This window comes from Pantoea sp. CS_6, from assembly GCF_041954745.1.
GTDB lineage: Bacteria > Pseudomonadota > Gammaproteobacteria > Enterobacterales > Enterobacteriaceae > Pantoea > Pantoea stewartii.
On the sequence record NZ_JAVAYG010000009.1, the window covers coordinates 39414 to 62418 of the forward strand.

Annotated in this window: 21 protein-coding genes; 11 read left to right on the top strand and 10 right to left on the bottom strand. The window is 52.7% G+C overall.

Annotated elements, in window-relative coordinates:
• Window positions 1-9: 9 nt before the first annotated feature.
• Both xylB and xylA read right to left on the bottom strand, forming a co-directional pair.
• Window positions 10-1455, bottom strand: a complete 1446-nt coding sequence (xylB, locus tag RAC90_RS14510) for a xylulokinase (RefSeq protein ID WP_375124492.1) — start codon at window positions 1453-1455, stop codon at window positions 10-12.
• Between the two features lie 17 nt (window positions 1456-1472).
• Window positions 1473-2795, bottom strand: coding sequence for a xylose isomerase (xylA, locus tag RAC90_RS14515; protein ID WP_033737241.1), 1323 nt, complete (start codon window positions 2793-2795; stop codon window positions 1473-1475).
• 354 nt (window positions 2796-3149) lie between these two features.
• Between xylA and xylF the strand changes: the two genes are divergently transcribed.
• The 6 genes from xylF to RAC90_RS14545 all read left to right on the top strand — a co-directional run bounded on the left by xylF (window position 3150) and on the right by RAC90_RS14545 (window position 9789).
• Window positions 3150-4142, top strand: a complete 993-nt coding sequence (gene xylF / locus RAC90_RS14520; protein WP_039339152.1) for a D-xylose ABC transporter substrate-binding protein — start codon at window positions 3150-3152, stop codon at window positions 4140-4142.
• 26 nt (window positions 4143-4168) lie between these two features.
• Window positions 4169-5689 carry a xylose ABC transporter ATP-binding protein gene (locus RAC90_RS14525; protein ID WP_205957113.1) on the top strand — a complete coding sequence of 507 codons (1521 nt, stop codon included), beginning with the start codon at window positions 4169-4171 and terminating at the stop codon, window positions 5687-5689.
• The gene (gene xylH, locus RAC90_RS14530; protein ID WP_110268680.1) at window positions 5682-6863 is read left to right on the top strand and encodes a xylose ABC transporter permease XylH; all 1182 of its coding nucleotides are present in this window, start codon (window positions 5682-5684) and stop codon (window positions 6861-6863) included. The genes RAC90_RS14525 and xylH overlap by 8 nt, the downstream gene beginning before the upstream one ends.
• Window positions 6864-6956: 93 nt before the next feature.
• The gene (gene xylR, locus RAC90_RS14535) at window positions 6957-8132 is read left to right on the top strand and encodes a D-xylose utilization transcriptional activator XylR (RefSeq protein WP_033737245.1); all 1176 of its coding nucleotides are present in this window, start codon (window positions 6957-6959) and stop codon (window positions 8130-8132) included.
• Between the two features lie 675 nt (window positions 8133-8807).
• Window positions 8808-9245 carry a GNAT family N-acetyltransferase gene (locus RAC90_RS14540; protein ID WP_205957112.1) on the top strand — a complete coding sequence of 146 codons (438 nt, stop codon included), beginning with the start codon at window positions 8808-8810 and terminating at the stop codon, window positions 9243-9245.
• 82 nt (window positions 9246-9327) lie between these two features.
• A complete protein-coding gene (locus RAC90_RS14545; RefSeq protein WP_205957111.1) occupies window positions 9328-9789 on the top strand; it encodes an OsmC family protein in 462 nt (153 codons plus the stop codon).
• Between the two features lie 106 nt (window positions 9790-9895).
• Here RAC90_RS14545 and RAC90_RS14550 read toward each other — a convergent pair whose 3' ends face one another.
• Window positions 9896-10834, bottom strand: coding sequence for an omptin family outer membrane protease (locus RAC90_RS14550; protein ID WP_033737252.1), 939 nt, complete (start codon window positions 10832-10834; stop codon window positions 9896-9898).
• Between the two features lie 318 nt (window positions 10835-11152).
• On the opposite strand from RAC90_RS14550, the gene RAC90_RS14555 reads away from it, so the two are divergent.
• Together RAC90_RS14555 and RAC90_RS14560 are read left to right on the top strand one after the other, a co-directional pair.
• Window positions 11153-11341, top strand: coding sequence for a YjfB family protein (locus RAC90_RS14555; RefSeq protein WP_006121221.1), 189 nt, complete (start codon window positions 11153-11155; stop codon window positions 11339-11341).
• Between the two features lie 278 nt (window positions 11342-11619).
• Window positions 11620-12258, top strand: a complete 639-nt coding sequence (locus tag RAC90_RS14560) for a LysE family transporter (protein WP_033737253.1) — start codon at window positions 11620-11622, stop codon at window positions 12256-12258.
• On the opposite strand, the gene RAC90_RS14565 is transcribed toward RAC90_RS14560, so the two are convergent.
• On the bottom strand, window positions 12229-13047 hold the full coding sequence (locus RAC90_RS14565; protein WP_110268677.1) for an AraC family transcriptional regulator: 819 nt from the start codon (window positions 13045-13047) through the stop codon (window positions 12229-12231). The genes RAC90_RS14560 and RAC90_RS14565 overlap by 30 nt on opposite strands.
• Before the next feature lie 765 nt (window positions 13048-13812).
• Here RAC90_RS14565 and RAC90_RS14570 point away from each other — a divergent pair.
• The 3 genes from RAC90_RS14570 to RAC90_RS14580 all read left to right on the top strand — a co-directional run bounded on the left by RAC90_RS14570 (window position 13813) and on the right by RAC90_RS14580 (window position 16696).
• Complete coding sequence (locus RAC90_RS14570; RefSeq protein ID WP_033737256.1) at window positions 13813-14028, top strand: YdgH/BhsA/McbA-like domain containing protein; 216 nt, start codon at window positions 13813-13815, stop codon at window positions 14026-14028.
• A 300-nt stretch (window positions 14029-14328) separates the two neighbouring features.
• Window positions 14329-15651: a methyl-accepting chemotaxis protein gene (locus RAC90_RS14575; protein ID WP_375124493.1), complete on the top strand. Its 1323-nt coding sequence runs from the start codon at window positions 14329-14331 to the stop codon at window positions 15649-15651.
• A 145-nt stretch (window positions 15652-15796) separates the two neighbouring features.
• The gene (locus tag RAC90_RS14580; protein WP_033737398.1) at window positions 15797-16696 is read left to right on the top strand and encodes a LysR family transcriptional regulator; all 900 of its coding nucleotides are present in this window, start codon (window positions 15797-15799) and stop codon (window positions 16694-16696) included.
• Here the strand turns inward: RAC90_RS14580 and RAC90_RS14585 are convergent.
• The 6 genes from RAC90_RS14585 to RAC90_RS14610 form a co-directional block, all read right to left on the bottom strand.
• Window positions 16671-17477 carry a substrate-binding domain-containing protein gene (locus RAC90_RS14585; RefSeq protein WP_054634765.1) on the bottom strand — a complete coding sequence of 269 codons (807 nt, stop codon included), beginning with the start codon at window positions 17475-17477 and terminating at the stop codon, window positions 16671-16673. The two genes, RAC90_RS14580 and RAC90_RS14585, sit on opposite strands and share 26 nt — an antisense overlap.
• A 15-nt stretch (window positions 17478-17492) precedes the next feature.
• Window positions 17493-18794, bottom strand: a complete 1302-nt coding sequence (locus RAC90_RS14590; RefSeq protein ID WP_033737399.1) for an MFS transporter — start codon at window positions 18792-18794, stop codon at window positions 17493-17495.
• 337 nt (window positions 18795-19131) lie between these two features.
• The gene (locus RAC90_RS14595) at window positions 19132-19548 is read right to left on the bottom strand and encodes a VOC family protein (protein WP_375124494.1); all 417 of its coding nucleotides are present in this window, start codon (window positions 19546-19548) and stop codon (window positions 19132-19134) included.
• Window positions 19549-19738: 190 nt separating this feature from the next.
• Window positions 19739-21118 (bottom strand): carbohydrate porin, encoded by a 1380-nt coding sequence (locus RAC90_RS14600; RefSeq protein ID WP_375124495.1) that lies wholly within the window; start codon window positions 21116-21118, stop codon window positions 19739-19741.
• A 190-nt stretch (window positions 21119-21308) separates the two neighbouring features.
• Window positions 21309-21611: a PTS lactose/cellobiose transporter subunit IIA gene (locus RAC90_RS14605; RefSeq protein WP_072021690.1), complete on the bottom strand. Its 303-nt coding sequence runs from the start codon at window positions 21609-21611 to the stop codon at window positions 21309-21311.
• A gap of 11 nt (window positions 21612-21622) precedes the next feature.
• A complete protein-coding gene (locus tag RAC90_RS14610; protein ID WP_375124496.1) occupies window positions 21623-23005 on the bottom strand; it encodes a glycoside hydrolase family 1 protein in 1383 nt (460 codons plus the stop codon).

A 23005-nucleotide genomic window follows, 5' to 3' on the forward strand; every position in this document is an offset into this window, starting at 1 on the left:
TTTTCTGAATTACTGATTCATCAGCGGCAGCAACTGCTGATACAACCGACTGAACGTCTCACGTCTCGGCTGATAATGTGCATGACGAGCCGGATCTGGCTCATGGCGCTGCACCTGCTTCAGGGCCGGAATGGTCAGGTTGTTATCTATTGCCATCTGCGCCAGTCGGGCGGCACCCAGCGCAGGGCCGACATCGCCACCTTCGCAGTAGTGCAGTGTTTGTCCGCTGATATCTGCCAGCATCTGCCGCCAGTAGCGACTTCGTGCTCCACCGCCAATCAGCATGATGCTTTCGGGTGTTACGCCGCAGTCGTGAACCACATCCATGTCATCCGCCAGCGCAAAACCGACGCCTTCCAGCACGGCGCGCGCCAGCTCGGGTCGCCCATGCTGGTGGGTAAACCCAAAGAAGCTGCCGCAGGCATGCGGATTATTATGCGGTGTGCGTTCACCGGAAAGATAAGGCAAAAACCACAAGGGGGGCGCATCGTCTTTTGCACGTTCCGCTTCGGCTAACAGGTGCGGGACATCATCGCAGCCCGTCAGTGACGCTGCCCAGTCCAGGCAGGAAGCGGCGCTCAGCATTACCGACATCAGGTGCCAGCGTTGCGGCAGCGCATGACAAAAGCTGTGTACCGCCTGCTCGGGATTGCTGAGATAGCCTTCGCTGACCACGAAGTACACGCCGGAGGTACCGAGTGACAACATCCCTTGCCCCGGCGCGACCATGCCGACGCCGACCGCGCCTGCCGCGTTATCGCCACCGCCCGCCACGATCGGCACCTGCGGCAGCGACCAGCGCTGCGCGATCGCGGCTGATAAAGTACCGGTAATCTGGTTGCCTTCGAACAGGGCTGGCATCTGGCTGTGATCCAGCCCGCAGGCCGCGAGCATCTGCTCACTCCAGTCACGCTTTTCCACATCCAGCCACATGGTTCCGGCTGCATCAGACATGTCGCTGGCAAACTCGCCGCTCAGACGCCAGCGCAGGTAATCTTTAGGCAGCAGCACCCTGGCAATCCGGGCAAAAATGTCTGGTTCGTGCTGTTGCACCCATAATAGTTTGGGCGCGGTAAAGCCTGGCATCATCAGGTTACCGGTGATGCGCCGTGAGTCAGGTACCCGCTGCTCCAGTTCACGGCACTGATCGCCGCTGCGTCCGTCGTTCCAGAGAATGGCGGGACGCAGCACCCGATGCTGCGCGTCCAGCAAGGTCGCGCCGTGCATCTGTCCTGTCAGGCCCACAGCTTTCACCGTGCTCAGGTCGTGCCGTTGTGCCAGTGCCTGCATTGCCTTATCCGTAGCCTGCCACCAGCTTTCGGGATCTTGCTCGCTCCATAACGGATGCGGGCGGGAAACCGTTAGTGGGGCCGTTTCCACCGCCGCCACCTGCCCTTGCACATCCAGCAACACGACTTTTACGCCGGATGTGCCGATATCGATCCCGATTACCATGTCGCGCTCCTTACGGATTAGAAGTCATAGAGGTAATGATTCACCAGGTTTTCCAGTTGCTCCTGGCGACCGCTGCGATGTTGCGGATTGAACTGCTGCTGGTGCGCATGGGCCGCGAGCGTTTCCAGTGAAAACTCACCTTTCAAAATCTGCTGACCAAACTCCCCGTTCCAGCCGCTGTAGCGCTGTGCCACGCGCTGATCAAGCTCACCGTCAGACAGCATACGCGCCGCCACTTTCAACGCCAGCGCCATCGTGTCCATGGCTCCGATGTGTCCATAGAACAGATCGTACTTGTCGGTGCTCTGCCGACGTACTTTGGCATCAAAGTTTAAGCCGCCTGTGGTAAAGCCGCCTGCTTTGATAATTTCATACATCACCAGCGCGTTCTCTTCCACGCTGACCGGGAACTGATCGGTGTCCCAGCCACACTGGGCATCACCCCTATTGGCATCGACCGAACCAAATACACCCAGCGCAATCGCCGTCGCTATTTCGTGATGGAATGAGTGACCCGCCAGCGTGGCATGGTTGGCTTCCACATTTACCTTAATCTCTTTTTCCAGGCCAAACTGCTTCAGGAAGCCATAAACCGTCGCGACGTCATAATCGTACTGATGTTTGGTCGGCTCCTGCGGTTTGGGTTCAATCAGGAGCGTGCCCTGGAAGCCGATTTTGTGCTTATGTTCAACGACCATCTGCATAAAGCGGCCAATCTGTTCGCGCTCCTGGCGCAGGTCGGTATTTAACAGCGTTTCATAGCCTTCGCGTCCGCCCCACAGTACGTAGTTTTCGCCCCCCAGCGTTTGGGTCGCTTTCATTGCACTGCACACCTGACTGGCGGCCCAGGAAAACACTTCCGGATCCGGATTGGTGGCGGCACCCGCACCGTAGCGCGGATGCGTAAAGCAGTTAGCGGTGCCCCAGAGCAGTTTTAAGCCCGTTTCCTGCTGTTTCGCCTGCAACGTATCGGTCATTACCGCCAGGTTTTCGCGATAGCTTTTTAAGGAGTCACCTTCAGGTGAGACGTCCACATCGTGGAAGCAGTAGTAAGGCACGTTCAGCTTGTGGAAAAACTCAAAGGCAACGTCCGCTTTCAGTTTGGCCAGCGCCAGCGCATCGCCCGCTTTTTGCCATGGACGATCAAAAGCGCCGACACCAAACATGTCCGCGCCATTCCAGCAGAAGGTGTGCCAGTAACAGGCGGCGAAGCGCAGATGCTCAGCCATGGTTTTCCCCAGGATGACTTCGTCAGGGTTGTAGTGGCGGAAGGCCAGAGGATTACTGGTTTTTGCGCCTTCGTAGCGAACGCGATCAAGCTGGTCAAAATAAGCGTGCATGGTTTGCTCCTTAACAGTGGTCCCGAATGGGTTACCCAGAAGCCATATTGTGCGTATCCGCTTTCTGACCACTCAATTACGATATTTCACACAGGCAGTAAGAGAATTATTTATTGTGCGCTTGCTCGCAAAAAAATATGACAATGAGATGACCTCATGCTGTGCAGTTTGCGGTAACGGCGAGTCTGAAAATGTTAAAATTTGGATCGCGCTCAAAAATTCAGAAATAAACCAAAAAACGTAATAGCCGGATAAAAATCAGTAATTGCTGGCAGGTAAAAATAAGGTGAACAATTCATCCGCCTGGTTCATAGCCTTACAACGACAATAACCGTTCCCTACAGGATGACCATGATGAAAATGAAACCCGCATTACTCGCTGCGCTTGCGGCGCTTACGTTGTTCAGTCAGGCCAGTCTGGCAAAAGAAGTCAAAATCGGCATGGCCATTGACGATTTACGTCTGGAACGCTGGCAAAAAGACCGCGATATCTTCGTTAAACAGGCGGAAGCAAAGGGCGCGAAAGTCTTCGTGCAGTCTGCCAATGGCAACGAAGAAACGCAAATGTCGCAAATCGAAAATATGATCAACCGCGGCGTGGATGTGCTGGTTATTATTCCCTACAACGGTCAGGTATTAAGTAACGTCGTGGCAGAAGCGAAACGCGAAGGCATTAAAGTTCTGGCCTATGATCGCATGATTAATAATGCCGATATCGATTTCTATATTTCGTTTGATAATGAAAAAGTCGGCGAAATGCAGGCCGAAAGCCTGGTGAAAAAAGTACCCAAAGGCAATTACTTCCTGATGGGCGGATCGCCTGTCGATAATAACGCCCGCCTGTTCCGCGAAGGGCAGATGAAGGTGTTAAAACCCTCTATTGATAATGGCAGCATAAAAGTTGTCGGTGACCAGTGGGTTGATGCCTGGCTGCCGGAAAATGCACTGAAAATCATGGAAAACGCCCTGACCGCCAATAAAAACCACATTGATGCCGTTGTGGCCTCAAACGATGCTACCGCGGGGGGAGCGATCCAGGCGCTCAGCGCGCAGGGGCTGGCCGGTAAGGTCGCCATCTCCGGGCAGGATGCCGATCTGGCCGCCATCAAACGTATCATGAATGGCACGCAAACCATGACGGTGTACAAACCGATTAAAGAACTGGCGACTGAAGCAGCTAATGTCGCCGTCGAGCTGGGCAACGGTCAGACGCCCGCCAGCAATGCCAAACTCAACAACGGCCTGAAAGACGTGCCGTCGCGCCTGCTGACACCCATCGAGGTCAACAAAGACAATATCGACAGTACCGTGGTGAAAGACGGTTTCCACAAGAAGAGTGAACTCTGATCGCCATCCTGCGAAGGAGAAGACCGATGTTGCTGGAAATGAAAAATATCACCAAGCGTTTCGGCGCGGTGAAGGCGCTGGACAACGTCAGCCTGCAACTGGATGCCGGTGAAGTGCTGTCGTTGTGTGGTGAAAACGGCTCTGGCAAATCGACCCTGATGAAAATCCTGTGCGGACTGTATCCGCACGGGGAGTTTGAGGGGCAGATTCAGTTTTCCGGGGACCCGATCCAGGCACAGACTATTCGCGATACCGAACGCAAAGGGATTGTCATTATCCATCAGGAGCTGGCGCTGGTACGGCAACTGACCGTGATGGAGAACATCTTCCTGGGCGCAGAGCTGGGGCGCTTTGGCATGGTGGACGATGAAACCATGACGCTGCGCTGCCAGCAGTTGCTGGAACGGGTCAAACTTAACGTCTCGCCCGACACGCGCGTGGGTGAGCTGGGCCTGGGGCAGCAGCAGCTGGTGGAGATTGCGCGGGCGCTCAACAAACAGGTGCGGCTGCTTATCCTCGATGAGCCGACGTCCTCGCTGACCGAGCAGGAAACCACGGTACTGCTCAGTATCATCCACAACCTGCGCGAGCACGGTATCGCCTGTATTTATATCTCGCACAAACTGAACGAGGTGCGGGCGATTTCGGACACCATCTGCGTGATTCGCGATGGTCAGCATATTGCCACTCGTCCGGCGGCGGGCCTGAGTGAGGACGATATCATCACCATGATGGTCGGACGTGAACTCACGGCGCTCTATCCACATTCATCTCACGAGATTGGCGACACGGTGCTGCAGGTCAGCAACCTGACGGCCTGGCACCCGGTCAACCGCCACATCAAGCGCGTGAATAACCTGTCCTTTACCCTGCGTAAGGGAGAGATCCTTGGTATCGCCGGATTAGTCGGTGCTGGCCGAACGGAAACCGTTCAGTGTCTGTTTGGCGTCTGGCCTGGTCGCTGGCAGGGTGAGATCCGGATTAACGGCAACAAAGTGACTATCCGCGACTGTCAGGAGGCGATCGCGCACGGCATTGCCATGGTACCGGAGGATCGCAAAAAAGACGGCATTGTGCCGCTGATGGGCGTGGGCAAAAACATCACTCTGGCGGCGCTGGATCAGTTCAGCCAGCGCCTGTCCACAATTGACGAAGCCAGCGAGCTGCACGCCATTAATGCCGCTATCGCCCGCCTGCGGGTCAAAACCTCGTCACCTGAACTGCCGATTGGCCGCCTCAGCGGCGGCAACCAGCAAAAAGCGATTCTGGCGAAATGCCTGCTGCTCAATCCAAAAATTCTGATTCTGGATGAGCCCACGCGCGGTATTGATGTGGGTGCGCGGCAGGAAATTTATGTGCTTATCAATGCGCTGGTACAGCAGGGCATCTCCGTCATTGTGATCTCGTCTGAGTTGCCCGAAGTGCTGGGCCTCAGCGACCGCATTCTGGTGATGCATGAAGGGCAAATCAAAGCCGATCTGATTAACGACAATCTGACTCAGGAGCAGGTGATGGAAGCCGCTCTGCGGAGTGAACATTATGCTTAACAGCGAAACCAAGCCCGCCGTATCGACGCCGGCCAACAAGCCCGTCTCCAGCAAGCTCGGCCTGCGTAATTTGCAGGTGCTGGTCATGCTGGGGGCGATTGTGTTGATTGCCCTGTTTTTTACCTGGACTACTGACGGTGCCTGGCTCAGCCCGCGCAACGTCTCTAACCTGCTGCGCCAGACGGCGATAACCGGCATCCTGGCGGTGGGCATGGTGTTTGTCATTATCTCCGCTGAGATCGACCTCTCAGTTGGCTCTATGATGGGGCTGCTGGGCGGCGCGGCGGCGATCTTTGACGTCTGGCTGGGCTGGCCGCTGCCACTGACCATTGTGGTCACGCTGGTGCTTGGCCTGCTGCTGGGCACCTGGAATGGCTGGTGGGTGGCCTACCGCAAGGTGCCTTCGTTTATCGTAACGCTGGCCGGTATGCTGGCGTTTCGCGGCATCCTGGTCGGTATCACCGACGGAACTACCGTTGCCCCGACCAGTCCGGCGATGTCCCAGATTGGGCAAAGCTATTTGCCAGGCGGCTTCGGTTTTGGTTTTGGCTTTATCGGCCTGGCACTGTTTATTCTGTGGCAGTGGCGCTTACGGCTGCGTCGTCAGCAGTTGGGACTGGCTCAACCGGCGGCGACAGGCACCGTGGCACGCCAGGCGATCACCGCCGTGCTGGTGCTGGGGGCGATCTGGCTGCTGAATGATTACCGTGGCGTACCTACTCCGGTACTGCTGCTGGCATTGCTGCTGCTGGCGGGAATGTTTATGGCCACCCGCACGGCTTTTGGCCGCCGCATTTACGCCATCGGCGGCAATATTGATGCCGCCCGGCTTTCCGGTATCAATGTGGCGCGCACCAAGCTGGCGGTGTTTGCCATCAATGGCCTGATGGTGGCGATCGCGGGGCTGATCCTCAGCTCACGTCTGGGCGCGGGATCGCCTTCTGCCGGAAACATCGCCGAACTGGATGCGATTGCAGCCTGTGTTATCGGCGGCACCAGCCTGGCTGGCGGCGTCGGATCCGTCGCCGGGGCGGTGATGGGCGCGTTTATCATGGCCTCGCTGGATAACGGCATGAGCATGATGGATGTGCCGACCTTCTGGCAGTACATCGTAAAAGGGGCGATTTTGCTGCTGGCGGTCTGGATGGACACCGCAACGCGCCGCCGTATGTAATCGTGTGAACGATCACACTGTGGCGCAAACCATTTCTGTGATGCATCCAGCTGTGCTATGCAATTCGCTGGGAGTTAACGGGACGCTGCCACTATGCATGAGAAACGATACCGCATTACCCTGCTGTTTAACGCCAACAAGGTTTACGATCGTCAGGTGGTTGAAGGCGTTGGCGAGTATTTACAGGCTTCACAGACAAACTGGGATATTTTCATTGAGGAGGATTTCCGCTGCCGCATTGACAATATCCATGAGTGGCTGGGCGACGGCGTGATTGCGGATTATGACGACAGCGCCATTCAGCGTTCGCTGGCAGACGTGGCGGTGCCGGTCGTCGGTGTGGGTGGCTCCTATCATCGTGAAGAGGATTACCCGCCGGTACACTACATTGCCACCGACAACAGCGCGCTGGTGGAAAGTGCCTTCCTGCACCTGAAAGCGCGCGGTATCAACCGTTTTGCATTTTACGGTTTGCCGGCTTCCAGTGGTAAACGCTGGGCACAGGAGCGCGAACTGGCGTTTCGCCAACGCGTCATGCGTGAGCGCTATATGGGCGTGGTTTATCAGGGCATGGAAACCGCCTCTGAGAACTGGCAGCACGCGCAAAACCGCCTGGCCGACTGGCTGCAAACCCTTCCCCCGCATACCGGCATTATTGCTGTCACTGATGCACGTGCGCGTCATCTGCTGCAGGCCTGCGAGCACCTGAAGATTCCGGTGCCTGAGAAGCTGTGCGTAATTGGCATCGACAACGAAGAACTGACCCGTTATCTCTCTCGCGTCGCGCTTTCCTCGGTAGTTCAGGGTTCACGACAAATGGGTTATCAGGCCGCTAAGCTGTTACACCGCCTGCTGGATAAGCAGGTTCTGCCGCTCCAGCGCATTCTGGTACCGCCAGTGAAAGTGATTGCCCGCCGCTCAACCGATTTCCGCTCGCTGCACGATCCTGCAGTGATTCAGGCGATGCATTTTATCCGTTTTAACGCCTGTAAGGGCATTAAGGTGGAGCAGGTACTGGATGCCATTGGCCTGTCGCGTTCTAACCTGGAGAAGCGTTTCCGTGACGAAACCGGCGATACGATTCACGCCATGATCCATCGCGAAAAGCTGGAAAAGGCAAAGGAACTGCTGGCGGGCTCGTCACTCAGTATCAATGAGATCTCGCAGATGTGTGGTTATCCCTCATTGCAGTATTTCTATTCGGTGTTCAAGAAGAGCTATGCGACGACACCGAAAGAGTACAGGCAGGAAAATGGAGAAGTGGCGTAAGAAGGCGACGTTGGCATTTCTGTGAGTACATGAATGAACCGATGACCTGTCGCCATCATCTATAAGGAAGCCGGTCCGAATGTCCTGGGCTGGCTTTCCACTTATATTTTCTCTGAAAGACAAGACGAGAATGTCAGAATGAATATATTCAACTGAGTAACACCGTAAGGCATATTAAAGTAGCTATAAAAGATTTAATTCGTTGATTTATATAATTAATTATTCAAAATTTTCTGAGGTTATGTTCTGTTAAACAGTGTGGCAGAGCTTGCTGTCACTCTGTTTAACAATCACCATGATCCATGGTCACCCTTTTTTTGAGGGACTGTGTAGTTCAGTGCTTTTCTGACAGACTGTCGAAAATATACTTCTTTATATTATGGTTTTCTTTGAGAAAGGGCTGGGCCGCTGCCTCGCTTAAGTAGGAATCGCAAAATTCCACAGCCATTCGTAATACCCTGGTTGAATGCGCCTGCGCTGTCATCGTTATTATGGTCATCAGCCACGATTTTACAGACTCCATCGAATTAAGATAGCTTCTGAGGGAGACAGCTGCTTTACTGATTGAGCAGGCTCCAACAAGCCGTCAGTCGCTGTTTTCGTATCCGCGATGTGTAGCGTCGTCATGGCATTACAGCGGCGAGTTATCTGGCCCATTGACTAAAAGGAACGTCAATGCTTAACGTTCGTAATGCCCTGCCGGATGATTACGCAGCCTGGCTGGGGCTCTGGAAAGATTACCTGCTGTTTTATGGTCATCACCTGGATGAGAGCGTCACGCTATCTACCTGGCAGAGAATCCATTCACCTGACTCCGCGCTCATATGTCGACTCGCCGAACACAACGGCAGCGTGATCGGTTTCGCGATATGCGTGATACACGAAGGGACCTGGGTCACCCAGCCCGTATGCTATCTGGAAGATCTCTTTGTTAAGGAAAACAAGCGCGGCGTAGGTGCGGGAAAAGCCCTAATCGTAGCAGTCTGCGATGAAGCCCGTGAACTGGGTTGGGCGAAAGTATATTGGGTGACAAATGAAAACAATCCTGCCCGCAGATTGTACGATAAGCTGGCACAGGTGGATGATATTGTCCGTTATAACATCAGGCTCTGAGCATCAATCCGCTGGGCTACAGGCCTGAAATCACGATGGGCACTGTCTCCAGAATCACCTTCAGCCTTTAAAAGGATGCAAGATGGCTAATCGGGAACATCATTACCATATTCACATTCGCTGGACCGGTAACCGTGGCAGCGGTACAGATTCCTACACCGCGTACGATCGCAATGGTGAGCTTGCCGCTGAGGGGAAAGCGACCATCGCACTGAGTGCCGATCCGGCCTTTCGGGGCGATGCCACGCGCTGGAATCCCGAAGAACTGTTGCTGGCCTCGGCGTCCGCCTGCCATAAATTATGGTATCTGCATCTGTGCGCTGATGCTGGTATCATCGTCGAGGCTTATGAGGATGCGGCGGAGGGCACAATGGTCGAGGGTGAGCGGGGGCATTTCACGCAAATCACGTTGAAGCCGTTGGTCACATTGCGCGATCCGGCAGACGCTGCGCGCGCAGAAGCGCTGCACCACCATGCTCACGATGCGTGTTTTATCGCGAATTCGCTGAATTTTCCGGTGAGTTTTGTGCCGCGGTTTGTTTGAAACTGCAATCATATATAGCAGTTGTTATTACCAAATCAGAATAACTTTCTGGGAATATTTAAATTTAAAGGCGAAACTATGTTTCGCCTTAATTATTAACGTCTAATTAGAAGCGATATTGCAATCCTGCTGTAACCGTATAATTGTGGTTTGCTATGCCTGCTGCGTCACCATCAATATTCCCGGACTGGCCACTTACATTATCAAAAATTTGTGTGCCACCTTTACCTTCTTCGTATTTACTGTAAGTAAATTCAGCGAAGACTTTTGCGTTAGGTGTAACGTAATAACCGGCATCAACAGATGCACCGTAGTAGCGTGAACTGGATGTTTTTTCGCGGAAGGTTAACTGGCGCACATAGTGCTCGTCATTATCGTGAGCATTCACCCAGTCGCTGAATTTAAGTAAAGCACCAAATTCGAAATCATTGATGCGATAGCGTCCTGTCAATCCTACATATGGCATTGAAAAACGCTGACTGTAACCGATACCTGTTTGATCTCTGGGGAAATCTCCTACCAGCGTACCATTGTCGTAATTGAAAGAACCGCCAATTGCAGTCCAGCTGAATCGGGTTTCCTGATAGCCTGCTACAGCGCCTACTCGGTAGTTATCTCCCTGCAGGAACCAGCCTTTCAGATTGAGATCGTATTCATTTGCGTAGTTCATACGCGTATAAGGATGCGAGGAATGATCGGTCCAGTTACCTTGATTGCTATCCTGCCAGTCATAATCATCCAGATGGCCGGAACCACTGGCCAGAGAAGTCCACCCACGCGCGTTAAGCGTCAGAAATGGGTAGGCATCCCATGAAATGTCACCTTTCAGAATGGCAACGTTTTTTATCTTCCAGTCAAGCTGACTGATTTTCCGTCCAGTATCAGGGTCGTAAACAAGTTCTCCTGATTTACCGCCCAGCATACCTGTTGAAGCAGATACACTGAAACTATCAGCTGATAAATCGGGTGTATAAGATGTTTTCTCAGCATGAACACTTGCTGAAGCCCCTGCCATCATCATCATTACAAAAATGCTTTTTTTCATTTTTATCATCCTGTTTTTTGTTAAGGAACTCCTAAGAACAGGGCCAGAATAAAATAGAGTGGCGTTGTTAAACAAGTTAAACAATTATGAAATTTAAAAATCCTAAAAAAATTGTAAGTATTACCCTGGAGGCTGGAGTATGTTGTTACGAATAAGTCGTGTATCGTGTGATTCTTCTGGATTAATAAATTTTTCCAATATTTAACTGGCACTAAAGTTTTAATACTCAGAGCCGATACTTTATGCGCCACTGGCGAAATCCGTCGCCAGTATTATGTGACCCCCGTTTGGGGCTCAGTCAACATAAGGAGCAACTGCATGGATATTCAGCAACTCACAACGCTGTCTGCAGGGTTAGATCAATGGCAGGCACGTGGTGAAGCTAATGCGACGCTGTTAAAGAAAACCCTGAACCAACAGGCAGATACCATCACTACACTGGTGGAAGGCGTTACTGCCCTTCCCGCGAACCCGGCTGTAGGGCGGAACATTAACACCACCGCCTGATTATTCTGCTCCAGGTTCCCCGGGCGGATCATGTCGTACCGCCCGCTTTATTCCCTTTCCCCGTCGGCTGACTCTCCCTTCATCCCTTCGCTGCAATTTTTTCCAATACCTGAGCTGAGTAAAAGAATGAAATAAGGTATCACTCACGTTCAGGCAGGGAACTCAATGACGCCGCTTCAGTTTACGCTTCGCTCTCCGGAATGGGCTCTTTTTACAGAATTTACAGGCACATATCAGGTGGCGCAGCGCGAGGTTCTTTCGTGCAGGAGTGCAGTGCGATGATGTCCTTTTCAACGGGGTTTTTCTTAAGTCTGTCACTGTGTCTGGATATCGGCATTGCCAACATCGCTATGATTACGCTGGCAATGCAGCGGGGGTATTTTCAGGGATTTTCGCTGGGCATCGGCACCTGTATAGGCGATCTTTTTTATGCCGTGCTTGCGCTGGCGGGCATGGCGGTGTTACTGCAATTCGAGATAGTGCGATGGATAATCTGGGCGGGTGGAGGGCTTCTGCTGACAGGGTTCACCGTTAAAATGCTGATGGCTGCCTTCAGTACAGTTAACGATATCGACACATCACAGGTGACTGTCAGGCTGTCGCTGTTCCGTGAGTTCCGTCGCGGAATTGTACTGGCCCTGTCCTCACCCACCGCCATTCTGTGGTTTGCGACGGTGGGTGGCGCGCTCATTTCCCGTTTCGGGGAGCAAAACCTTACCGGAACCACGCTATTTCTGAGCGGTTTTTTTCTGGCCGGGGTGATATGGACGGGTGTGCTCTGTCTGGTTGGCAGCGTGGGCGGCAGGCTATTAGGACAAAAGTTGTTGAGATATTCCTACATGCTTTCTGCCCTTATCTTTGCCTGTTTTGCTTTTTACGTCATCGTTTCAGGTTATAAAGAATTTTTGCTTTCCTGAACCTACCTGTGAAGCATAGTGTTTGGGCGTGGTGCCCATTACTTTGCGAAACGCATTGATAAAATGGCTTTGATCGTAAAATCCCAGGCGATGCGCGGCGTCCAGAGGATGCTGATTCTGTCGCAGAAGCGCCCGCGCTGCACACAGGCGAAGCTGCATGTGATACTGCAAAGGTGGAAGCCCGGTATAAGCAGTAAAACGCCTCACCAGCGCGTATTTGCTTATTCCCGCTACCTGCACCAATGCATTCAGCGTAAGCTTCATGTTCACATGCTGGCGCATAAAAGCAATGATGCGGTCCAGGTCTTTATCGACCACGGCATCTCGCGTGACTTTCTCAGAGAACAGTTCTGCGCACAACAGCAAAAGTGCCTGCTCTTCCTCTTCGCTGTCATGGTGTTGTGTCAGTTGGGCATAGCGACATATAGCGTTAAATAACCCCTGATGCGTGAAAACGCCTTCAGTTAAAACGGGTGCCTCACAGTGACTGCTGAGATTTTGGCTGAGATTGAATGTTTTTAATAGCGTCTGCGGAATATGGATGCTGAGGAATTCAGCGCCGTGCTGATCGAAGCGTGAAGACTGGATGCTGGCCGGATTATACAGAGTGATCTGGCCCGCATTGACCTGCAGTGTCTGGCCATTAAGTGTGATTTCCTCAATGCCCGACAGGTTGGCGCTAAGCACATATTCATCGTGCGTGTGTTTTGGAAAGGTTGCGTTATGCGCTTTAACGCGCGAGCACTCCATACCATTGCGACTAAACCAGTCCAGAGCGTACAGCGCCATTAATAAAGCTCTCCTCCACAAAATATCAGCGCGCAGATGGCGCTGATAAAGCCTCTCAGCAGACTATATCACCCCGATGAAAAGACGCACATTAACGCGTAATATTCCAGTCGCTTTTGCCACAGGAAAAAACAGGTAGTTAAAGAAAAGAGCGGAGGAGGGCGAAAAGGCATGATTTTTCAGGATTACTGGCAAATTTTAGTGCGCTTTGCTTACCTGGAAAGCCGAAAGCCGAAAGCCGAAAGCCGAAAGCCGAAAGCCGAAAGCCGAAAGCCGAAAGCCGTGACAAACAAACCCATCCGCTCTCTGGAATCTAAGCCATGGGTTAACACGTAAGAAACCAACAGGGGAAAAGGGCGCGCTACGTACTAACGTGCGCAAGCAATAAAGCATTATCCTGTTTGTCGTCTGGCAGCAGTCATCAAGATGTGTGCGCTTAAAAGCGCACAACCTTCGCAGTTAACCGCCCTTAGTGCGCAGATAAGATCTGCCAGACAGGTGAGATATCCTTAATCCCTGGCATAGCAAAACGTGAAATATAGCTGCAGCTCGCGCTGAGCCTCTGCTTTTCCTGCCTCAGTCACCCTTACCAAAAACGTTATATGTCAATTCCGCAACGTCGGCATGAGGTTTTAGCTATCAGCGTGATAGATAGCAGGATCACAATTGCGGCACTTATTGTTAACTTTGTATTAATAACTATGGTTATCATTACTCCCATCGAAAGCACACTGCTTTCCCGCTTACATGATAAGGAACCGGATTATGAAAACCATGAAAACACTTTCCCTTGCTGCCGTTGCTGCGCTTTCACTGATGTCAGCCTCTGCTTTTGCGCAAACTGTCACCGCAACTGGTTCCACCCTTGATGGTACCGAAGCGAAAATTGCAGCCCAGGCTGAACAGCAGGGTGCGCAGTACAGAATCATCGAAGCCAACACGAACGACCGTGTCCACATGACCGCCGAGCTGTATAAATAACCGCGTCGTGTTGAAAGATGCGCAAAGAGCTGCCTGATGGCAGCTTTTTTTTGGTCGCTGCAGAGCGTGAAAAGGACGGTTTATGTCGACAGTGACGTAAACCCGGTGTGCAAATAATTTTCCACTTAATGTCAGTCATTACGTTTTAACGCGGCCAAAAAATAAAGGGCGTTGTATTCATCCTTTAATTAACGTTATTAGCCCGGTCACAATCTGTTGCCTGTTTATTCTCCATTGTCTCAAGCCTGCTCTTTCTTCTGCCGATAAACTCTCCAGACCACTCAACATGGCAGTATAAAAATGACAATTCTAAAAAAATTATTTTCCCTTTTCTCAAAACACCAGCATAAACACGCCGCCGATTCGCTCAAAGCACTGAATGATGCCATTCCGATCATCGAGTTTACGCCGGAAGGCACGATCCTTCGGGCAAATGATCTTTTTCTCAACAAGATGGGCTATGAGATAAAAGAAATCGTGGGTCGTCATCACAGCATGTTTTGCTCGCCCTCGCTGGTCAACTCAGCCGAGTATCGCCAGTTCTGGCTACGGCTGGCCAGCGGCAAGAGCTTCAGCGGTAAATACCTGCGTTTAGGCAAAGATAATCATCCCGTCTGGCTGGAAGCCAGCTATGTGCCAGTAAAAGATCGGCAGGGTCGGGTCATTAAGGTCATCAAGCTGGCGGCTGATATTTCCGAGCGTATCAGCGAAGCGCAGCAGCAGGATGCCATGGTACAGGCGATCAGCCGCTCAATGGCCGTCATTGCATTTAATAAGGCCGGGGAAGTACTGGAGGTGAATGAAAACTTCCTGAAAGCGACCGGCTACAAAGCCGATGAGATCCTCGGGCGGCATCACCGTATGTTTTGCTCTGAGGAACTGCGTAACAGCCAGGAATATCAGCAGTTCTGGCAACGCCTGAACCAGGGCGAATTTTTTTCCGGCCAGTATCCGCGCCTTAACAGCCAGGGTAAAACCATCTGGCTGCGTGCAACCTATAACCCGGTTTTTGATACCGAAGGACGGTTATATAAGATCGTGAAATTCGCGACGGATGTGACGGAGCAGGTGTTGCAAAACCAGCAGGAAAACGAAGCCGCTCAGCACGCATGGAAGATGGCGCAACAGACACGTGAAAGCTCGGTAACGGGTGCCGATGTCATCGAAGACAGCGTCAGAACGATGGCGAAAATCGCCAATGAGATGAACAGCGTTTCGGCGGATGTCTTTGGCCTGAACGGCCAGTCTGACCGGATTGCCGATATGGTGCATTCCATTCGCAATATCGCCGAGCAGACGCGCTTTATTGCGCTGAATGCAGCCATTGAGGCTGCCCGCGCCGGCACGTCGGGGCGCAGTTTTGCCATCGTAGCCGCCGAAGTACGCACGCTGGCGGCACGTATTAACGAAGCGACAGAAGAAATAGGACGTGTGGTGTCCAGTAATAATCAGCTGGCGAAAAAGGTGCTGGAAGACATCGAAAATAACCTGAAAAACACGGCGCGTGGAGTCAATCTGATGCGTCAGGCGGGTGAGGTAATCGCCAGTATTCAGAGCAATTCTGAGCGCGTCGAGGAAGCGGTCAGAAACGTTTCCCGTTCATCCACGCCACATCCTGTCTGAGTATTTTTTCCGGTCGCCTGCCTTTACGGGTGACCGGTTTCCTCGCTTAACACCCGCCGTTTCGCGCATATTTCACTTTGTTTGCTGTTAAGCGATAAGGCACTATGGTTCCAGCCTTTTCAACATCACGGGAATGTCTGTCGCCATGCCGGTTAATTTCGATCTTAACGATCTGTACGCGTTTCGCGCCCTGGTCGAATATGGCAATTTCCGCATTGCAGCGGAGTCCATTTGCCTGTCCCAGTCGGCCCTGAGCCGCAGGATTGAAAAGCTGGAAACGGCACTGGGGATTAAGCTGTTCGACAGAACCACGCGCCGGGTTACGCTTACGCTTTATGGTCAGACATTTGCCGCACGTTCGGAGCAGCTGCTCGCTAATTTTGAAGAGGTTATGGCCGATATCAGTAAAGTCAGCCAGGATCGGACCGGACTGGTGACGGTGGCGACGGTACCCTCTGCGGCCTACTATTTTATGCCGGATGTCATTCGCCGCTTTCAGGCCCGCTATCCTCGCGTACGCGTCAAAATCATTGATAGCAGCGCAGGCAACGTGATCGAGGCGGTAACCAGTGGTCAGGCAGATTTTGGCATTTGCTTCTCCGGCAATCCACCGCCTGGCACCGAATTTTTACCCCTGGTTGAGGATGTTTATGTTGTCGCCTGCCGACACGACCATCCGCTTGCCAGCCGTAAAGGGCTGACATGGCAGGAATTTTATCAGCAGGATTATGTGGGGCTGGATAAGACGTCGGGTAATCGCAACCTGCTGGATTCTGCCCTGGGTCATGTTGTTCCGGCGCGTCCCAGTATCTGTGAAACCCGACATGTGACCACGATGCTCGGTATGGTTGAAGCGGGAATCGGCATTGCTGCCGTGCCCGCCATGTCGATGCCGTCATCCGGTCATTCGGTGCTGGTGCAGTTACCCCTCACCGATCCGGTGGTGAAACGTACTGTAGGGCTGCTCAGACGCAGCGGACGCATTCAGTCGTATATTGCAGCAGAACTGGAAAAGCTCATTACTGAACAGTATCACGCTGCGTAACAGGCTGCTGCGTTTTCACCGAGTGCAAACCGGTTGCGTGAACGACCGCCTGCGCCTGGGCTGAGGCCAGGAAATCAAGTAGCGCTTTACCTGCTTCCGGATGCGCGGCTTTCGCCGGGACAGCACCCGCGAAGCGGGTAATGTACTGGACATCGTCAGGCAACTCGCCAACAAAAGTCACGCCCTTGACGGGCAGCAGTTCGCTGACCTGCTGCAGTCCCAGTGCATAGTGGCCTTTTGCCACTTCCGAGGCGACAGGAATACGTTCGACCTGATGTGCTTTGTCTTTGACTTTGTCTTCAATGCCTAACTTCTTAAACAACTCGCTGCTGACATACTGACCGCTGGCGCTATCGGAATACGCAATAGACTTCGCACTCAGTAAGGCTTGACGTAATTCGTCATCCGTCTTAATTGCGGGCTTAGCGTCGCCTTGCTTCACGACAATACCAATCGGCGAGTCAGCCAGCTCCACGCGTGAGCCGGGTTTTATCCACTTGTCTTTTTCCAGCTGAGTCAGCGCATTGCCTACCATAATGACCGCATCGGCCTTTTCACCACGTGCCAGGCGGTTAGGGATTGCCTGCGGGGTTTTACCCATTGAAGGGCCGGATACCAGGATAATTTTGTCACCGCTTTGAGCTTCAAACTGAGGCGTGAGTTTCTCCAGGGCGGCTTTAAAGCCACCAGAGATCATCACGGTCACGTCCTTTGCCAGTACCGTCGTGCTGACGGTTGAAAGCACGAGGGTGGCAAGGAGTGATCGGTATAGTCGTTTCATAATGGAGTCCCTGACTTAATGTTTAACGGCGGGTTGTAAATTGACAGCGCTGCGGCGGTAAAGATACAGCGTCGCCAGTAGGGCACAGACGGCAGCAAAGCTCATCCAGTAACCGGGTGACGCTTTATCGCCGGTGTACTCTATCAATGCGGTTGAAATCACCGGGGTAAATCCGCCAAAGACAGCCGTTGCGAGGCTGTAAGCGAGTGAAAAGCCCGCCACCCGAACTTCGGTTGGCATAATCTCGGTCAGGGCAGGAATCATCGCACCGTTATACAGGCCGTAGATAAATGACAGCCACAGCAGTACGGTCAGCATCATCGTAAAACTCGGTGCTTCGGCCAGCAGCGTCAGGGCCGGATAAGCCGTTGCCAGGGCCAGCAACGTCATGGCAATCAGAACCGGCTTACGTCCAAAGCGGTCCGACAGGGCACCCCCGACCGGCAGCCAGAGGAAATTGGAAATGGCCACCAGCAGCGTAACCAGCAGGCTGTCAGACGCACTGAGCATCAGCACCTTCTTGCCGAAGGTGGGGGCATAAACGGTAATCAGATAGAACGCTGTTGTGGTCATCGCCACCATCAACATGCCCGCAACCACTACCTGCCAGTTAGCTAACAGGGTTTTAAAGACCTCGCGCATCGCCAGATGCTTACGGCGAGCATTAAATTCCTGCGTTTCTTCCAGCTTACGACGCAGAAAGAAAATGAAAGGCACAATCAGGCAGCCAAACAGGAACGGAATACGCCAGCCCCATTCACGAATCGCGCTCTCTTCCAGGGCGGCATTCAGGGCAAAGCCCATGGCAGCGGCAACCATAATGGCGACCTGCTGGCTGCCCGACTGCCAACTGGTATAGAAGCCTTTACGGCCTGGCGTAGCGATTTCGGCCAGGTAAACAGACACGCCGCCCAGTTCGGCACCGGCAGAGAAGCCCTGCAACAGGCGACCGATAAGCACCAGCATCGGGGCCCAAAGGCCAATGCTCTGATAAGACGGGATTAATACGATCAGAAAGGTGCCCGTAGCCATAATGGACAGGGTTACGATCAATCCTTTACGTCTGCCGACTTTATCAATATAAGCGCCCAGCACCACGGCGCCGATCGGGCGCATCAGGAAACCTGCGCCGAAGACGGCAAAGGTCATCATCAGTGAGGCGAACTCACTGCTCGCCGGAAAGAAAGTATGCGCGATGTAGGTGGCATAAAAACCAAACAGAAAGAAGTCAAACTGTTCCAGAAAGTTGCCCGAGGTAACGCGCAAGATGGCGCCGATTCTGGCGCGAGTGGTCATAGGTGAAGTCGAGGAATGCATCGGTATCTCCAGTTTATCATTGACGCTTTTTGCTGCGCCTGTTGCTGAAGACTGGATCAGGAAAATAAAGTAAATAAGCGCAATAAACTCATCGACTGATGCGCTATGCGCATTAATGGCCGTTAACAATTACATTGGGCTATGTGCAACAAGGCTTTAACAAGTTTGCCGGGCGGGTGGGCGTTTAACCAGCCCGAAAAACCGAATGCGCGTTTTGTGACAGGGTTCATATGGGTATTTAAAGGAAAAGGGGTAGCGTAAAGCCTTTGTCAGGTTCTATCAGGCGACGCGCGCGTTCGCCCCGTCGCGAGTGAAATCATTCCAGACAGGAGGCGGATTAGCGGCCGGGCTGAAAAAGCTCGACGAGCATCTTCTCGTTATCATGAATGAAAGCGAAACGATCGCCATCGCCGTTGGGTACGGCACGGGGCGGGGAAACGATCTCGACACCTTTTGCCTGCAGTTCCGCAACCGCCTCATTGAGATCGTCGACCTGAAGCGCGAAATGGTTGATACCGCCGATTTTCAGATTGGTTTCTGCGCGTTGCCGCTGTGGATCCATCGGGGTGGCCTGCGCATGTTGAAACAGCTCCAGTTTCACATTGCCCCGCGCAATAAAAACAACCTGTACGCCCGGCCAGCCATAATCATACAGACGCGTAAATCCCAGCATTTGGCTATACCAGGCTTCACTGGCTTCAATATCCTGAACCACAATACCGATGTGATGAAATGTATTACCGATTGCCGACATGGTGCTTTTCCTTATCAGGTCGCTGAGGTGAATGTCGCGTTGACACGGCAAGGCGGTGCTGCGCGCCCTTCGTACAGCTTACCACCCAATCGGGCATACGGCAGAAATGCCCGAGGGACGAGGGTTGCTTATCGTTGCAGGTAAATCCGGACACCGCCTCACACTGGCCGTAGACGACCCGTGTATCGTCTTAAAACCAGGCTTCCCACATCGCACCCAGATTGAAGTCGTCCAGAGTATCGTTTTCCCGGCCATTCACGCGTGCGGTGCGCGCATCATCGACCTTGCCGCCCGTCACATAGAAGCGCAGCATGGGACGGAACTCCGGTCCCATCGCGATAGCGATATTTTGCGACAGCGTCAGCTTCCAGCCGTTGTTGCTACCGCCTTCATCATAGTTGACCCGTTGATAACCGGCTTCGAGCCAGGTGGAGTGCACGTCATTCCAGAAATACATCGGGCGCACAATGGCAGCGTAGTTTTTCCGGTTGTCGCTTTTCAGTCGACTGTTGTCATAATCGTGATAGGCCAGCAGATACTCCACCTGCGCCTGCTGAGTAAACAGGTGCTTACCTTCAAAGCTGGTGTAAAGCGTGCTGAGGCCATGGGTTTTGCTGTAAACGCTGTTATCCGCATTGTCTGAGTAGCGTGCAATCACTTTATTGACGCCATGATCGGTGGTGTGGCTTACGACAAACGCACCCTGCCAGGCGTTGAGGCGATCCTCGCTTTCCACGGCCTTAGAGTCGAAACCGTAATTGGCATACATCTCCAGATCCAGCGGCCCCAGTTTGATGCCGTGGATTTTAGATGTGGCGGCATAGTTTCCTTTATCGCCGGTGCCCGATCCGCCCGTACAGGTAATGCGTGACGGATTGGATTCATCGCTAAGCACTTCAGGATTACAGGATTCCACCGCCGCGACGGCAGCAAGGTCAAATTTTATCCCGCCTACGTCAAAGTCTTTTACGCCCGCGCCCTGACCATCGTGGTTCATCCAGAAATAGTCATTGATGTTCTGTTGTGGGCGCTGATGAAAGTCCCGTCCGGCCCAAAGATAGGCATTGGGATTCGAGGCCAGCACGTTGGTCACGCCAGCGTAAGCTTTTTTCAGGTTCACTTCATCGCCCCAGTGATCGATCATCACGTTCACGTCCCAGATGGCACCGTTCGTGCTTTTAAACGCTTTAGAGAGCTGGAATTCGCCGCCGTTACCTTCGTTCCCCAGGCGACCAATACCGGAGGCGCCGTTGTAAGAGCCATCAACGTTGACATACTTTTGGTCACCACTTTGGTAATGCGCGCCATAACGGGCGTAGCCGCTAAACTTCACGCCAAAAGGAATGGCCATATCCGGTGACTGTGCAGGACTCTGCGGTTCTGTTATCACATCCGTTTTTTTCGCGACGGCGGCATCCATCTTAGCCTGACGCTCTGCTAAAGCTTTATCGACGGCTTTGGCGACGATAGCGTCGATTTGTTCCTGCGTGAATTCCTGTGCGAGGCCGGCAATCGGGCACAGCGCGGCGCTCACCGCCAGAGGAAGTGAAAATGTTTTTATCATGTTCATGGTTATCTCGTTTACACCTCATCCTTCGGGTTAACACGAATTAACCCGAAAGACGCGTGCTGTTGTTTTCAGATAATAACCCGCCCGTTTCGGCTTATTGACTGTCACCAAAACAAGTTGATTTGTAGAGTATGTTTTCTTTCCAGAGGGATGTTTTTTGTCAGGCGTTCTCCTGTATTAAGCGATCAAATTACCGTTGATAGAGATGAATTATTTCTTCTGATAATTCACGGGCTAATAGCGACGTCATTAAATGATCCTGAGCATGGACCATAATTAATGTCATCGGCTGTCGGGCCTCGCCAGCATCCTGTTCAATTAACCGGGTTTGCATCTGATGGGCCTTGCGGGAATAGTCGTCGGCCTCTTTGAGGCGCGCATGGGCCTCGTCAAACTGGCCTTGCCGCGCCGCCTGCAGGGCTTCAAAGCACAAACTGCGGGCGTGTCCTGAATTGACGATAATCGTCATTACAGCGTCTTCAAGTTCAATCATTATTATCGCTCTCAGTCAAAACCGTTATTTTCGGCAACGTTAGCAAACCAATTCCCGCTCTTTTTTATCGTACGTTGTTGTGTTTCCAGATCGAGCTGCACTAAGCCATAGCGATTTTTATAGCCATTCAGCCAGGACCAGTTGTCGATAAAGGTCCACATATGGTAACCCAGACAATGACAGCCCTCGCGAATGCCTTTATGCAGCCATTTAAGATGTTCGGAAACAAATTCGATACGGTAATCATCCTGAACTTTACCGTCTTGAATAAAACGCTGTTCATTTTCGACGCCCATTCCATTTTCAGAAATAAAGCAGCGAGGGTTGCCGTAATTATCGCGCAGGTTGATCAGAATATCGTAAATACCCGGCGCATAGATTTCCCATCCGCGGTATGGGTTCATTTGTCGGCCAGGCATGTCGTAATGATCGAATAATGCCTCCGGCATAAACGGTGCGTCAGGGTTGACGGCGCTGTCCCGGCACTTCACCCGGCGCGGTTGATAATAATTGACACCCAGCAGGTCGATGATGCCGTCGGCAAGCAAGGCGCTGTCGCCAGGCAGGCAGTGTGGCAAATGGTCATGCTGTTTTAATAAGTCCAGCAGCGCAGACGGATATTCGCCCTTGAGAACCGGATCGAGAAAGCTGCGGTTAAACAGCAGATCGGCATGCTGTGCTGCGTTGACATCTGCCGGATTCGTTGAGCGCGGATAGGACGGTGTGAGATTCAGTACCACGCCTATTTCGCCATCATAGCCGCCGTTACGCCAGGCTCGTACCGCCAGGGAATGTGCCAGTACGGTATGAAAGGCCACGGTAGCGGCGCGTTTAAAATCCACCACGTTGGGATAATGAAAATCATACAGATAGCCGCCTTCAACCGGCACAATGGGCTCATTAAAAGTAAACCAGTGCTTCACTTTGTGACCGAACAGCGCGAAACAGCGCTGCGCGTAGCGGCCAAACGCCTGCACCACTTCGCGGTTTTCCCAGCCCCCTTTCTCCTGCAGGGCCAGCGGCATATCGAAATGAAACAGCGTGATAAACGGCGTAATCCCCTGCGCCAGTAATTCATCAATGACCCGGTGATAGAAATCGACGGCCTCGGGATTGATCTCATCCGCTCCGTCCGGCATGAGCCGCGCCCAGCTCAGCGAGGTGCGAAAGCTGTTGTGCTTTAACGCTTTTAGCAGCGCGATATCCTGCCGCCAGTGTTGATAAAAGCCGGAGGTATCGGCCGGGCCAATACCGTGATGGAAACGATGCGGCTGGTGTGCGAACCAGTGATCCCAGGTAGTGGCGCTTTTACCGCCCTGAAGGCTACAGCCTTCGGTTTGCAACGCCGAACTGGCGCTGCCCCACCAGAAATTGTCGGGAAAACGGTAGTGCAT

Bases quoted from the DNA above. Each gene is read 5' to 3' on its own strand.
- xylB (WP_375124492.1), bottom strand. From the start codon at position 1,455: ATGGTAATCGGGATCGATATCGGCACATCCGGCGTAAAAGTCGTGTTG.
- xylA (WP_033737241.1), bottom strand. From the start codon at position 2,795: ATGCACGCTTATTTTGACCAGCTTGATCGCGTTCGCTACGAAGGCGCA.
- xylF (WP_039339152.1), top strand. From the start codon at position 3,150: ATGAAAATGAAACCCGCATTACTCGCTGCGCTTGCGGCGCTTACGTTG.
- RAC90_RS14525 (WP_205957113.1), top strand. From the start codon at position 4,169: ATGTTGCTGGAAATGAAAAATATCACCAAGCGTTTCGGCGCGGTGAAG.
- xylH (WP_110268680.1), top strand. From the start codon at position 5,682: ATGCTTAACAGCGAAACCAAGCCCGCCGTATCGACGCCGGCCAACAAG.
- xylR (WP_033737245.1), top strand. From the start codon at position 6,957: ATGCATGAGAAACGATACCGCATTACCCTGCTGTTTAACGCCAACAAG.
- RAC90_RS14540 (WP_205957112.1), top strand. From the start codon at position 8,808: ATGCTTAACGTTCGTAATGCCCTGCCGGATGATTACGCAGCCTGGCTG.
- RAC90_RS14545 (WP_205957111.1), top strand. From the start codon at position 9,328: ATGGCTAATCGGGAACATCATTACCATATTCACATTCGCTGGACCGGT.
- RAC90_RS14550 (WP_033737252.1), bottom strand. From the start codon at position 10,834: ATGAAAAAAAGCATTTTTGTAATGATGATGATGGCAGGGGCTTCAGCA.
- RAC90_RS14555 (WP_006121221.1), top strand. From the start codon at position 11,153: ATGGATATTCAGCAACTCACAACGCTGTCTGCAGGGTTAGATCAATGG.
- RAC90_RS14560 (WP_033737253.1), top strand. From the start codon at position 11,620: ATGATGTCCTTTTCAACGGGGTTTTTCTTAAGTCTGTCACTGTGTCTG.
- RAC90_RS14565 (WP_110268677.1), bottom strand. From the start codon at position 13,047: ATGGCGCTGTACGCTCTGGACTGGTTTAGTCGCAATGGTATGGAGTGC.
- RAC90_RS14570 (WP_033737256.1), top strand. From the start codon at position 13,813: ATGAAAACCATGAAAACACTTTCCCTTGCTGCCGTTGCTGCGCTTTCA.
- RAC90_RS14575 (WP_375124493.1), top strand. From the start codon at position 14,329: ATGACAATTCTAAAAAAATTATTTTCCCTTTTCTCAAAACACCAGCAT.
- RAC90_RS14580 (WP_033737398.1), top strand. From the start codon at position 15,797: ATGCCGGTTAATTTCGATCTTAACGATCTGTACGCGTTTCGCGCCCTG.
- RAC90_RS14585 (WP_054634765.1), bottom strand. From the start codon at position 17,477: ATGAAACGACTATACCGATCACTCCTTGCCACCCTCGTGCTTTCAACC.
- RAC90_RS14590 (WP_033737399.1), bottom strand. From the start codon at position 18,794: ATGCATTCCTCGACTTCACCTATGACCACTCGCGCCAGAATCGGCGCC.
- RAC90_RS14595 (WP_375124494.1), bottom strand. From the start codon at position 19,548: ATGTCGGCAATCGGTAATACATTTCATCACATCGGTATTGTGGTTCAG.
- RAC90_RS14600 (WP_375124495.1), bottom strand. From the start codon at position 21,118: ATGAACATGATAAAAACATTTTCACTTCCTCTGGCGGTGAGCGCCGCG.
- RAC90_RS14605 (WP_072021690.1), bottom strand. From the start codon at position 21,611: ATGATTGAACTTGAAGACGCTGTAATGACGATTATCGTCAATTCAGGA.
- RAC90_RS14610 (WP_375124496.1), bottom strand. From the start codon at position 23,005: ATGCACTACCGTTTTCCCGACAATTTCTGGTGGGGCAGCGCCAGTTCG.